The following is a 12,806-nucleotide window of genomic DNA, read 5'->3' on the forward strand; positions in this document are numbered from 1 at the left end:
CTCAGGGATGTAAGAATCCAGAGTTTCTACCAGCTTCTTAACAGCGGTAGTACCCATTTCGTTGTCGTCTTCGCCGTTCAGGGCCATCAGGGCAGAACCTGGGATGATTGGCGTGTCGTCACCTGGGAAGTCGTATTCAGACAGCAGGTCACGCAGTTCCATTTCAACCAGTTCCAGCATCTCTGCGTATTCTTCAGAATCGGCACCGCCGCAATCTTCAGCTAGCAGGTCTGCTTTGTTCAGGAAGACAACGATGTAAGGTACACCAACCTGACGGGACAGCAGGATGTGTTCACGGGTCTGAGGCATTGGGCCGTCAGTAGAACCACATACCAGGATCGCACCATCCATCTGCGCAGCACCGGTGATCATGTTCTTAACATAATCCGCGTGTCCTGGGCAGTCTACGTGTGCGTAGTGACGGTTTGGAGATTCGTATTCTACGTGTGAGGTAGAAATGGTGATACCACGCTCACGCTCTTCAGGTGCATTGTCGATACCGTCGAACGCTACTGCTGAGCCGCCCCATACTTCGGAACATACGCGAGTCAGAGCCGCAGTCAGAGTGGTTTTACCGTGGTCAACGTGACCAATAGTACCAACGTTTACGTGGGGTTTTGAGCGTTCAAACGTTTCCTTTGCCATGACCCTGTCTCTTTATCAGTGTGAATATCAGATTCTTTTGCATATACACAAAAAGGCAGACCACTGGCCTACCTTTTTGAATTTGGTGCTAATACCCAGAGTCGAACTGGGGACCTCATCCTTACCAAGGATGCGCTCTACCAACTGAGCTATATCAGCAAAAAACTTGGAGCGGGTAGCGGGAATCGAACCCGCATCATCAGCTTGGAAGGCTGAGGTTCTACCATTGTACCATACCCGCTTTACTCAGAAGGCTGACCGGAACATTGGCCCCAGCTGCCTGCTGGCTCCAACAACCTTAATTAAAAGATTGTTAAAAAATGGTGGTGGGGGCTGGATTCGAACCAGCGAAGCTTTCGCGTCAGATTTACAGTCTGATCCCTTTGGCCACTCGGGAACCCCACCGAATTGGCGCGTATTATCTTGATGAGAGTAATACCTGTCAACACTTTTTCTGCTTATTTATTATCGACTTACGATTTTTCAGCAAAAACAGCGCCGATTGTTCAGATTACACACAATCAACCCGCTCGACTGCACTCGACCAGCTCCCAGCTGATTTCCTTATCGCCAGCCTGGATACGTTCACGCATGCGCTCATTCAGTTGCGACACTTCGATCACTTCAACCCAATACTCGCGCACGGATTTATTGACGACCAGTACTTCTACCGGAATGCCCGAACCTTCAACCTCTTTTTGCAGGCCGTAGGCCGACTCTTTATTGCGGAATAACCCCAGTGACACCCCTTCCGCCAGATCGCCCTGGGTAATGATGTAACTGTCGAACTTACGCTTCTGCAGTTCTTTTAATGTGCGCAATGCTTCTTCACGCGTTGCCCGGGGTGGCACATGCACCCAGTACTCCGAAGGCTCTCCGCTGGCGATATCAACAATATTGATGCGGCCATGCAAGCTAAGCGCAGAGACCCGCGCCAATAAATGCCGGGCGTCCAGATCATCCGCATAAGGACCGGCGACATAACACAGTGAGCCACGATGATCGGTCAGCTCACGCGGCGCGGCCGGCTGCAGACTGTCACCGGCCTCACTGACCAGCTGCAGGCGTTTTACTGTCCCGGGAATTTCCAGAGCACTCAACGGCGCAGCATTAACATCGCTCTGCTTTTGCCAGAACATTGCCAGCAACAGCAAGTTGCCAAACACTAAGGTGAAAAAGATCCAGCGCATAAGGAATCCATACCATCAAATACAAGATCAGGCCGGTACTCACAGCCAAGCTGCGTGGCCAACCAAAAACCATCACCACCGGTGATAACTAATACGTGCTGCGGATAATCCTGCTGCACCGAGCGCACCAGCGCTAACTGCTGGCGATAAGCACCAGCACTGACGCAACTGACCGTATCCTGCCCCGGCAGTAAATGCTGCTCTGCCTGCTCGTCAGTATAGGGCCGTACCCGCTGAGTACTGTTAAACAGTGCCTGCTGCGCTAATTGCAGCCCGGGCACAATAAATCCGCCCTCATGGTGATTGTCTGCCGACATTAAATCAACCGTCAGTGCGGTACCGGCATCAGCCACAATTAAATGCCCGGAATAATGGCAACGGGCGCCCAGCATAGCCAGCCAGCGATCCACTCCCAGCCGCGCCGGCTGCGGATAACAATGTATAAATTCAGGATGATGGCTTACCGGCTGCGCCAGCCAATGCAGTCTGGCGCCATAGTGCGCATGCAGATATTCATGCAGTTCGGTGTTATCACGGACACTGGCAACCAACACCTGCTCGCATTCCACAGGGAAAAGGCTGCCGGCCTGCGTCAGTTCGGCATGCGCCACAGCGCCCTCTGCACGTACTGCATGGCCGTCACGCCACTGCCATTTTATGCGGCTGTTACCGGCATCAATTAACAGGACGGACACTGATTTCTCCGGCATTAATAATGTCGATGCCATGTTCGGTGTGCAGCATCAGTTCACCTTTGCGGTTTACACCTTTTACTTTGCCGCGTTTTTCGTTGGCGGCAGAAATAATGCGCACTTCCTGCTGGTGATAAATATCACGCTCCGACCAGTATTGCTGATACGGTGCAAAACCATTGCGCTGAAATTCGTCCACTAATAAAAGCAGCTCATCAAGAATGGTCGCCGCGACATCGTTGCGGGACAAACCCGGTTTAAGCGTACGTAACTCTGCCCATGGCTGTTCGATACTTTCAGCATCGCTGCTGCTGAGCGCCAGGTTCAGGCCGATACCAATTACCACCTGACAATGACTGCTGTACTCCCCCGTCACTTCCAGAAGAATACCGGCCAACTTTTTACCATCGGCGTAAACATCGTTCGGCCACTTCAGACCAATTCCCTCAATGCCTAATTTGGCCAGCGCTTTTTCTACCGCAATGGCCGTCATCAGACTGAGTCCCTCAAGGGCCGCCATGCCGCCGGCAAAAGAAACCAACAGCGACAAATAAATATTCTTACCAAAAGGGCTGACCCACTGACGACCACGGCGACCACGACCACCAACCTGTTTCTCGGCCAGTACCGCATAGCGCTTCCCCATATGGTCACTGGCACGTTCAAATAAATAGGTATTGGTCGAGCCGACATCTAATAACACTTCAAGAATATCGAGACGCTGCGTCAGCGCCACCTGAATGCGTTCTTTGTCCAGCAATTCAATGGCGTCCTGCAAACGGTAGCCTTTGCCTTTTACCGATGAATAAGGAATGTTCAGCTCATCGAGCTTTTTCAACTGCTTCCACACCGCTGCACGACTGACACCCAGTGTTTCGCCCAGTTCTTCGCCGGAATGAAACTGACCATCGGCGAGTAATTCAAGAATTCTGTTCAGCATAGTGCTACCTCCGCGCTGCAATATACCCGATCAGCCGACCCCACACAGCACACCCTTTTCCGCAGAGAATCATTTTGCTCTGCGCAGCCCGGTGGCTTTCATCCATACTGAACAGATCCATCAGCGATTTATGATTCAGAGACAGCCATGGCCAATATTCTGCTGATACTGTTATTTATAAGTAGTCCCGTCTTTGCCGCCGAGACAATACGTATTCAGCCGCAACGAACGGCGGTCGATGGCAGCTACCTTTATTACACCGATTTACTGCGCAAAGTGCTGGACAATACCCGGCAGGAATACGGTGAAGCCGAACTGGTCAGTGTTAATCGCCTGACCCAGGCGCGGGCGTTTCAGGCACTAAACGACAATCAGATTGATGTCTTCTGGGCTGGCACCAACCGCGAGCGCGAAGTATTTGTGCAACCGATACGCATCCCTCTGCATGCCGGTCTGCTTGGTATCCGCATACCGGTTATCCGCAAAACCGATCAGGCCCGCTTTGACGCCCTGCATGACCTCGGCCAACTGCAGACGCTCAGCGCCTGTCAGGGCGACCACTGGCCAGACTCCGACATCCTTGAGGCCAATGGTTTTAACGTGCAGCGGGCGACCAAGTTTGAAGTGATGTATCAGATGCTGCAGGCCGGTCGCTGCGATTATTTTCCGCGCGGCATTAACGAAGTGTATGCCGAGATCAGCCATGTCAGTCGCCACGACCTGATGGTCTACGAGCGCATCGTCCTGAATTACCCGTTCCCGATGTACTTCTTTGTCAGCCGTGACAACCCGCGTCTTGCTGAACGCCTGCGCATAGGGATGGAGCAAATGGCCAGCAGCGGCGATCTGCTGCGTTTTTTACAGCAACATCCGACCACCCGCGACATATTCCCCCTCAGCCGGCTCAGCAACAGCTGGATTATCCCCCTGCATAATCCCCTGTTGCCGGAACTGACACCACTAACAGACAAGCATCTGTGGATCGAACTGCCGCCTCAGTAACCCCAGCAACACCATTAATGACAGACTACAAATAACACTTATTCCCACCTGCATCACATTCTCACATCACCAGAGAAAATGTCCGGTATAAAAAATATGCGTTCACCCTATATCGGTAGCCGTAATGGCAGAAACTGACTCGCTCATAAGAATGACAGTGCGCAGCAAGCGCCATGCGGGATACAGCCCGGTCAGAGAGAAAAATCCGTGCAAAATACTGGCAAAAAATTGATCGAAATCAGGGTGCGACAACGCACCTTATGGGCCCGAAAGTCTCATACCGCCCGCCCCACCTGCATTGCGACTAAAGCCTAACATGTGTATAAAACGCTCGTTTGAATTCTGGTCAGCAGACACATTGAGCCACAAGCTCCCGCTGGCAGGCACCAACAGTGCCGAACTGTGTACAGATTTTTACCTACAGGCGAAATCGAATGGCAACAAACAAGGTAGATGTATTGCTTGTTGGCGGCGGGGTTATGAGTGCCACTCTGGGCACCCTGCTTAACAAGCTTGATCCTTCCCTCCGACTGACCATGGTGGAACGCCTGGATCATGTCGCTCATGAAAGTACCGATGGCTGGAATAATGCCGGTACCGGCCACGCAGGCTATTGCGAACTGAATTACACCCCGGAAAACGATCAGGGCGATGTTGAAATCAACCGCGCACTGACCATCAACGCCAACTTTGAGGTGTCTCTGCAGTTGTGGACGTCTCTGGTCGGCACGGGCGACCTGCCGGCACCGGACAACTTTATCAATCCTACCCCACACATCAGTTTTGTCTGGGGGGAGGACAACGTTGCGTTTCTGCGTCAGCGCTGGGAAAAGCTGTCCGCGCATCATCTGTTCAGCGATATGCAGTACAGCGAAGACCACGATGTGCTGCGCCAGTGGATGCCACTGGTGATGGAAAACCGTGACCCTGCGGAAAAGATTGCCGCTACCCGTATTAACTACGGCAGCGACGTCGACTTCGGCTCCCTGACCCGCAACCTCGTCGCCACGCTGAAAAAGCGCGAAGCCTTTGAGCTGCTGCTGAGCCACGAAGTCAGCGAACTGGAACAGAACAAAGACGGCAACTGGAAAGTGCGCCTGAAAGACCGTACCTCCGGCAAGAGCAAAACCATTGAAGCCGGTTTCGTCTTCCTCGGTGCCGGTGGCGGCGCCCTGCCATTGCTGCAGAAATCCGGCATTCCGGAAAGCAAAGGCTACGGCGGCTTCCCGGTATCCGGTCAATGGCTGGTGTGCAAAGAAGAAGCCACCGTGAAACGTCATTACGCCAAGGTCTACGGCAAGGCTGCTATTGGTGCGCCACCGATGTCCGTGCCGCACCTGGACACCCGTATTATCAATGGCACTCCGGCGCTGCTGTTCGGCCCTTACGCCGGCTTTACCACCAAGTTCCTCAAGGCCGGTTCCAAACTGGACCTGATCAAATCCGTACGCGCCAATAACCTGCTGCCGATGATGGACGTGGGTATGAACAATATGGATCTGACCAAATACCTGATCGGTGAAGTACTGCAATCCCACGAAGACCGCATGAAATCGCTGCGTGAATACTTCCCCGGTGCCGAGTCCGGCAACTGGACGCTGGCCGATGCCGGGCAGCGTGTACAGATCATCAAAAAAGACGGCCGTGGCCGCGGCAAGCTTGAGTTCGGTACCGAACTGGTAGCGGCCAAAGACGGTTCGCTGGCCGCGCTGCTGGGGGCATCACCCGGTGCATCGGTTGCCGCGCAGGCGATGATCGAAGTGATTGAGCGTTGCTTTAAAGAGCGCCTGGAGAACGGCTGGAAAGCCCGCCTGCAGGAGCTGGTGCCATCGTACGGCGAATCCCTGATTAACGATGCTGAGCTTTTAGGCCGTATTCGCAAGAACACATTAAGCACCCTTGGCCTGCTGCGCGATTAACGCGCGCAGGTCAGCTGACAATTTCAAGATAATCCAACAGGAGTTTTACCTATGTTGATTGGTGTACCTAAGGAAATCTATCCTGGGGAAGCTCGGGTCGCCCTGATCCCTGCCGGGATCCAGACCCTGCTGACCGCCGGCTTTGAAGTCGTGATTCAGGAAGGCGCAGGCGATGCAGCCCACTTCGGGGATGAAGAATACCGCAGCAGCGGTGCCAGCATTGCACCAACCGCTGAGTCTCTGTACGAACAGGCCGACATCATTCTGAAAGTCCGCCAGCCACTGGACAGCGAAGTGCCACTGCTGAAAGAAGGCACCACGCTGATCTGTATGCTGGACGCCTGGTTCAACCAGCCTCTGGTACAGCAACTGGCCGAGCGTAAAGTACGCTCTTTCGCGCTGGAATTTATTCCACGTACCACCCGTGCACAGTCAATGGACGTACTCAGCTCCATGGGCGCGATCTCCGGCTACCGTTCTGTTCTGACCGGTGCGATGGCGCTGCCACAGTACTTCCCGATGCTGATGACCGCCGCCGGTACTATTCACCCGGCACGCGTATTCATCATTGGTGCCGGTGTTGCCGGTCTGATGGCAATCTCTACCGCCCGTCGTCTGGGTGCGGTGGTTGAAGCCTACGACACCCGTGCAGAAGTCCGTGAACAGGTTGAATCGCTGGGTGCCAAGTTCGTTGAATTCGACCTGCCACAGGAAGAAGGCGGCGCTACCGGCGGCTACGCCACGGAGAAATCTGAAGAGTTCTACCGTATGCAGCGTGAACAGATGACCGCCAAAGTCTCCCAGGCGGATCTGGTCATCACCACGGCGGCGATCCCCGGCAAGATGTCACCACGTCTGATCACCAAAGACATGCTGCATTACATGAAGAAAGGTTCGGTCATCGTCGACCTGGCTGCCGAGCGTGGCGGTAACGTCGAAGGCACCGTGGCCGGCGAAAAAGTGTACGTCGATGGCGTCACCATCATTGGCTACACCGACCACCCGGGCCGTGTACCCGTACACGCGTCCCAACTGCTGACGAAAAACGTCTCCACCTTCCTGCTGAACATGTCGAAAGAAGGCGTGCTCAACGTGAATATGGATGACGACATCGTGGCCGCCACTTTGGTTACCGAAGATGGTGAAATCAAACACGCGGGCCTGAAAGCCCTGATCGAGAAGGAATCAGTCTGATGGAAATGTTCATCATGAGCCTGACCATTTTCGTGCTGGCGATTTTCGTCGGCGTGGAAGTGATCAACAAAGTACCCCCTACGCTGCACACTCCGCTGATGAGCGGTACTAACGCGATTTCCGGCATCGTCGTGGTTGGCGCCATTTTAAGTTCCGGCGGCAGCGAGCACACCACTGTGCTGTCTACCGTGCTGGGCGTCGCCGCCATCATTCTGGCAACCATCAACATCGTGGCCGGTTTTATGGTAACCGACCGCATGCTGAACATGTTCAAAAAGAAATAAGGTAGCGGGACACAATGGAAATTCTGATTAATTTAGGTTACCTGGCTGCCGCAGTGCTGTTTATTTTCGGCATCAAAGGCATGACCACTCCAAAAACCGCCGTGCGCGGTAACCAACTGTCCGCTATCGGTATGCTGGTTGCGGTTGTTGCCGCCCTGCTGGATCACAACGTCGTGCGCTTCGAATTCATCATCATCGGCGTTCTGGTCGGTGGTGCTATCGGTGCCCTTATCGCCAAGAAAGTGGCCATGACCGACATGCCGGAAATGGTCGCCAGCCTGAACGGTATTGGTGGCGGTGCTTCCCTGCTGGTTGCGGCAGCCAACTACCTGGAAAGCCAGAAGCTGGCTGACATGGGTCAGTTCACGGCCTCTTACGACTGGTCGCTGGCGGTTATTCTGTCGATTCTGATCGGTGCGGTAACCCTGACCGGCTCGTTCGTCGCCGTCGGCAAACTGAAAGGCAAAATCGGTGACAGCAGCAAAGTGATGCTGTTTAAAGCCATCGTCAAACTGTGCTTCCTGATCCTGATCGGTGGTGCGGCTTACTTCGCCATCGTTGATCCGCTGCACTCCGACATGCTGGTTGCCGGCCTGATTGTGGTCTGTCTGATTCTGGGTGTTTCTCTGGTGATGCCAATCGGCGGTGCCGATATGCCGGTTGTGGTTTCTCTGCTGAACTCCTACTCCGGTCTGGCCGGTGCCGCTGCCGGTTTCGTCCTGGGCAATAACGGCCTGATCATCACCGGTTCTCTGGTCGGCGCGTCCGGTATCATCCTGACCACCATCATGTGTAAGGCGATGAACCGCTCCCTGACCAACGTTCTGTTCGGTGGCTCTATGGCCGCAGCAGCCGGTATCACCAAGTCAGAGAACGATGCTTTCTACGAAGGCAAAGTGAAGTTCTCTTCCGCTGACGAGCTGGCGATGTTGTTAGACGGCGCGCAAAAAGTGGTCTTTGTACCGGGTTACGGTCTGGCCGTTGCTCAGGCACAGCACGCCACGCGCGAACTGGCCAGCATGCTGGAAGCCAAAGGCTGCGACGTGAAGTACGCCATCCACCCGGTTGCCGGCCGTATGCCTGGCCACATGAACGTACTGCTGGCGGAAGCCGAAGTGCCGTACGATCAGCTGGTAGAAATGGACACCATCAACCCTGAGTTCTCGCAGACTGATGTGGCCATCGTACTGGGCGCCAACGACGTGGTGAACCCGGCCGCGTCCAAAGACCCGGCGTCACCGATCTTCGGTATGCCGATTCTGGATGTACACAACGCCAAAACCGTTGTGGTGGTTAAGCGTGGTCTGTCACCCGGCTTCGCCGGTATCCCGAACGAACTGTTCATCCGCGACAACAGCCTGATGGTATCTGGCGATGCAAAGAAAGTTCTGCAGGAAACCATCAGCGCTCTGAAAGATCTGTAAGATCTGTAAGATCTGACGTGCGTAAAAAGCGCCCTGCGGGGCGCTTTTTTATGCCCGCTGTGCCAGTCTGCAAAAGCAATAACACGCCCGACAGCGGCAGAGCTTTCAGGCAGGCGGCAACCAAGCCTCAGCCCGGGATCGGTAACCAAGCTCTCAGTCCGGGATCGGCAAGAGAACCTTCGGCCCGCAGTCAGCTGACCACAATGAATGTCTGTCTGATAAACGAAAAAAGCGCCCCGAAGGGCGCTTTCAGTAAGCAGACATCAGATTTACTGCCTGTTGTCGTCCGCATCCTGTGATGCGGTTAAAGCTGCAACTTCCTCTTCTTCCGGAGCCGCCAGAGTACGCATGTCACCGTCATCGGATTTGCTGATGCGGTTTACCTGATAAATCCGCTCGGCATTGGCCAGATCTTTTTCATTATTGATCGAGGCAATGAATTCACGACCGCGCAGGAAGCCGTGGATTTCACCGACAATGGCATCCATCTCTTGTTTGTCTTCTGTCATTCCCAGAATCAAACGCGGCATTTCCAGGTTCTGCATACCACTGGTGGCATAGGTCGAAGATTCAATACGCGACACCAGAATCCACGGCGTAATCGAGCTGCGCACCACCACGTTTTCGGAGCGGGTGGAATCGTTATAGGCCATACCTGTAGAGATTTTACTTTCGGTATAGGTGCCTTCTGTTTTCATCGACATCAGCAGGCTGCTGAACTGCATTTCTGACCAGAAGGTATGCGCCACATTGGTCAGCATGCGAGCCGCAAACACCACGGCGAAGAATGCAAACAACAGGGTCAGGAAGGTGCTGGCTTCAGCGCCGATCAGCGTGCTCAGTTCCAGTACAGTGCTGTCTTTCAGACCGCCCGGATGGGCAGCAAAAAAGGCTTTCAGTGCCGCAGCCGATTCAAACCCCTGATTAAACAGCACATACAGCAGCACCGCGCTGCCGACCGTCAGCAGCTGACCGCTGATCGTGCTGAGCAGGCGTAAGCGGGTAAAACGCTTACTGAAGTTCATGGCGCGGAATTCCGGCTGAGTTTCAATCAACAACTGCCCTTTAAACGTCCCTTTACCCTGGCTTTGTTCCTGCAGCTGAGGTTCAAAATCACGGTAAATACGATTGGGAATATCATGGCTGCGGCGGTTGGCCAGCACGATGTTTTCGATATTGATGAAGATTTCATTGGGATGCACCGACTCCTGCATATTATCGCGGTATTCGCTGACCGCCGTGCTGCGGTTATTCAGGGTCATACGCTCGCGCACCAGCAGGAAAGCCGGAATTAATACCGCCGCAGTCATCACCAGCAGCAGCATCAGATTCAGCCAGGCATCGAACACCATCAGGTTATCCAGACTGGCGCTCAGCTTATCCAGATTTTTGCCGCTCAGATTGGCGGTCAGCTGAGAATGGCCGTAACCAATCAGTACCGGCACCACAATGGCAAACGCAAACAAACGGCTGAGACCAGCGGCGGTTTTACGGTGCAGGCTCTGATTGCGACCCGTGTTCATATTGTTGGCCGCACTGCGCCAGATAAAGGTCAGATACACCAACAACAACAACGACATAATGGTGTTGATCAGCTCGCCGGCACTGCCCGCTAACCCGGTGGCGGTAACAAAAAAGGCCAGAGCAAAGGCGGTCAGGCCGACCAGCGTCGAGGACAGTACCGCCGCCAGCTCCTGCACCAGATTACGCAGCGGATAAGGCGTCAGAATCAGGCCGGGAATCAGCGAATGCACCAGACGCGAAAGCCAGCCCGTGGGTTCGCTGAAGGTCATATTCTTACGCCCCATCAGCATCGACTCGAGACGCTCGGCGCTGTAGGCCAGTGCACCGGATTTCTTTTCCAGCTCGGCATTTTCACGCTCGCTCTGCGCATAGTTGTAGGCCAGCGACGACGGCACCGAACGGCCCACATAAAAGCGGAATAACTGAATCGCGGCACTGGCCAGCGTGCGCAGTCCCCAGGTCAGCAAAAACAGACCGAGGAAAACCATGCCCCAGGCTTTTACCGGATTGTGCTTCAGTGTTTCGGCCACCCCAAACAGAGGAAGCAGTGCCAATGCACTGATCAGAATGCCAGACAGCAGTTTGATTTTGCCTTCGGTTTTAAACGGGTTGGTAATGCCGAGGGACTGGCTGCCGTAATCAAAAGCCATGAATATCGTTCCTTGAACAGGTTAGTAAGAATCGTTTTGTCATACGCCAAAGACCGGCCATGCGGAGCAAAACGGCGTGGCCCGCCATAATAAGTAATCGCTGATCAGCTGCAAGCCGGATTTGCATAATCGTCCGGACACCAGCCACAGCACAGAGTCCACACGGCAGTGCCCGCTGACACACCGGCAGTCATGGATAAAAAGAGAAAGAAGGAAAAGAGACGACTTATGGCGCTGACGGCGTGCCCTGCTGCATGCCGGGCAGAGCCGCCCGACGCAACGCTTTGGGTGACTGCCCAAACCAGCGGTGACAGGCGCGGGTCAGTGAACTCGGATCACCATAACCAAGCTGCAGCGCCACTTCGGTCAGGGGAATCTGGCTGTGCGGCAACAGAGTCTGCAGCCGCTCGCGGCGCAGGTTATCGACAATATCTTCAAAGCGCATACCCAGTGCCGCCAGCTGACGCTGCAACTGGTGACGGGGCATCTGCAGCTGCGTTGCAATCACGGGCAGCGTGCAGTTACCCGTTGCCAGCGAACGTTCCACCAGCGTGCTGACCTGCTGACCGAGATCAAGGGGCGAACGCTGAATCAGATAACGCACGGTACGCGCCGCGGCTTCCTGCAGATCGCGGTTGGCCGCATCAATGGGAAGCGTCAGCAGGCTGGCGGGAAAGCGCAAGCTGTCTTCCGCCTGCTGCAACGCCACCGGGCAACCCAGCAAGCGGCGATAGCGGGCCAGACTGAGCGGTGAATCGTGCTGAAAGCTGAGTTGCCAGTCGCGGCCTTCGCGGCGGCTGATCATGCGCATAAAAGCCAGCGACACCGCATACGGCAGCTCGGTAACGTGACGCCGTACTTCGCCCTGCAGTATCAGGTTATGGCGCAGGCGCAGCACGGCGTCATCGCCCTCGATGCTGACGGTGAGAGTCAGGCCCGGCGAGTGGTAAGGCATATAGCGCCCCACCAGCTCCAGCGCGTCCCCCACGCAACCAGCGTGCTGGGCCGCCAGAGCAATCGGCCCCAGCACCGACAGGTTTTGCCTGGCCGCCAGCAGAATGCCGAAGTCGGGTTTATTCAGCGCCGCGGCGGCATCGCTGATCAGCTCGGCGAAAGCACGCAACGGCAGGCTGAACTGCTCGTCTTCCAGCTCCCGCACGGTTAACCCTTTGGCAGCCAGCAGCGCGGCCGCATCGCCACCCAGCTGTTTTACCAACGGCACAAACCCGGTCAGTGCCCGGGTTCTTACCAGAAACTCTGCACGCGTCATCTTGTATCCAAATGCCAAGTAAATGTTGCCAAATGCCAAGTAATTAAAGTGGCCCGATGGGAATATGACAAG

Annotated in this window: 11 protein-coding genes and 3 tRNA genes; 5 read left to right on the top strand and 9 right to left on the bottom strand. The window is 54.8% G+C overall.

Annotated features, from left to right (window positions below):
• The 7 genes from NYR02_RS07240 to birA all read right to left on the bottom strand — a co-directional run.
• On the bottom strand, nucleotides 1-645 hold a 645-nt coding region (locus NYR02_RS07240; RefSeq protein WP_260975714.1), incomplete at its 3' end, for a GTP-binding protein.
• An 83-nt stretch (nucleotides 646-728) separates the two neighbouring features.
• Nucleotides 729-804, bottom strand: a tRNA-Thr gene (locus tag NYR02_RS07245).
• Nucleotides 805-812: 8 nt separating this feature from the next.
• Nucleotides 813-886, bottom strand: a tRNA-Gly gene (locus NYR02_RS07250).
• Nucleotides 887-966: 80 nt separating this feature from the next.
• Nucleotides 967-1,050, bottom strand: a tRNA-Tyr gene (locus NYR02_RS07255).
• Nucleotides 1,051-1,166: 116 nt separating this feature from the next.
• Complete coding sequence (locus NYR02_RS07260) at nucleotides 1,167-1,835, bottom strand: SPOR domain-containing protein (protein WP_260975715.1); 669 nt, start codon at nucleotides 1,833-1,835, stop codon at nucleotides 1,167-1,169.
• The gene (locus tag NYR02_RS07265) at nucleotides 1,811-2,530 is read right to left on the bottom strand and encodes a type III pantothenate kinase (RefSeq protein WP_260975716.1); all 720 of its coding nucleotides are present in this window, start codon (nucleotides 2,528-2,530) and stop codon (nucleotides 1,811-1,813) included. Before NYR02_RS07265 ends, NYR02_RS07260 begins: the two co-directional genes overlap by 25 nt.
• The gene (gene birA / locus NYR02_RS07270) at nucleotides 2,511-3,467 is read right to left on the bottom strand and encodes a bifunctional biotin--[acetyl-CoA-carboxylase] ligase/biotin operon repressor BirA (protein ID WP_260975717.1); all 957 of its coding nucleotides are present in this window, start codon (nucleotides 3,465-3,467) and stop codon (nucleotides 2,511-2,513) included. The genes NYR02_RS07265 and birA overlap by 20 nt, the downstream gene beginning before the upstream one ends.
• A 147-nt stretch (nucleotides 3,468-3,614) precedes the next feature.
• On the opposite strand from birA, the gene NYR02_RS07275 reads away from it, so the two are divergent.
• The 5 genes from NYR02_RS07275 (at nucleotide 3,615) to NYR02_RS07295 (ending at nucleotide 9,290) form a co-directional block, all read left to right on the top strand.
• On the top strand, nucleotides 3,615-4,469 hold the full coding sequence (locus NYR02_RS07275) for a substrate-binding periplasmic protein (RefSeq protein ID WP_260975718.1): 855 nt from the start codon (nucleotides 3,615-3,617) through the stop codon (nucleotides 4,467-4,469).
• 434 nt (nucleotides 4,470-4,903) lie between these two features.
• Nucleotides 4,904-6,388, top strand: coding sequence for a malate dehydrogenase (quinone) (mqo, locus tag NYR02_RS07280; protein ID WP_260975719.1), 1,485 nt, complete (start codon nucleotides 4,904-4,906; stop codon nucleotides 6,386-6,388).
• A 51-nt stretch (nucleotides 6,389-6,439) separates the two neighbouring features.
• Nucleotides 6,440-7,582 carry a Re/Si-specific NAD(P)(+) transhydrogenase subunit alpha gene (locus NYR02_RS07285; RefSeq protein WP_260975720.1) on the top strand — a complete coding sequence of 381 codons (1,143 nt, stop codon included), beginning with the start codon at nucleotides 6,440-6,442 and terminating at the stop codon, nucleotides 7,580-7,582.
• Complete coding sequence (locus NYR02_RS07290; protein WP_225691014.1) at nucleotides 7,582-7,866, top strand: NAD(P) transhydrogenase subunit alpha part 2; 285 nt, start codon at nucleotides 7,582-7,584, stop codon at nucleotides 7,864-7,866. The genes NYR02_RS07285 and NYR02_RS07290 overlap by 1 nt, the downstream gene beginning before the upstream one ends.
• 14 nt (nucleotides 7,867-7,880) lie before the next feature.
• Nucleotides 7,881-9,290, top strand: a complete 1,410-nt coding sequence (locus NYR02_RS07295; protein ID WP_260975721.1) for an NAD(P)(+) transhydrogenase (Re/Si-specific) subunit beta — start codon at nucleotides 7,881-7,883, stop codon at nucleotides 9,288-9,290.
• A gap of 269 nt (nucleotides 9,291-9,559) precedes the next feature.
• Here the strand turns inward: NYR02_RS07295 and NYR02_RS07300 are convergent, their stop codons facing one another.
• Together NYR02_RS07300 and NYR02_RS07305 are read right to left on the bottom strand one after the other, a co-directional pair.
• The gene (locus NYR02_RS07300; protein WP_260975722.1) at nucleotides 9,560-11,464 is read right to left on the bottom strand and encodes a hypothetical protein; all 1,905 of its coding nucleotides are present in this window, start codon (nucleotides 11,462-11,464) and stop codon (nucleotides 9,560-9,562) included.
• Between the two features lie 226 nt (nucleotides 11,465-11,690).
• Entirely contained in the window at nucleotides 11,691-12,734 is a 1,044-nt protein-coding gene (locus NYR02_RS07305; RefSeq protein WP_260975723.1) for an AraC family transcriptional regulator, read from the bottom strand.
• Between the last annotated feature and the right edge of the window lie 72 nt (nucleotides 12,735-12,806).

The organism is Thalassolituus pacificus (assembly GCF_025318105.1).
In the GTDB taxonomy this organism is placed as follows: domain Bacteria; phylum Pseudomonadota; class Gammaproteobacteria; order Pseudomonadales; family Oceanobacteraceae; genus Venatoribacter; species Venatoribacter pacificus.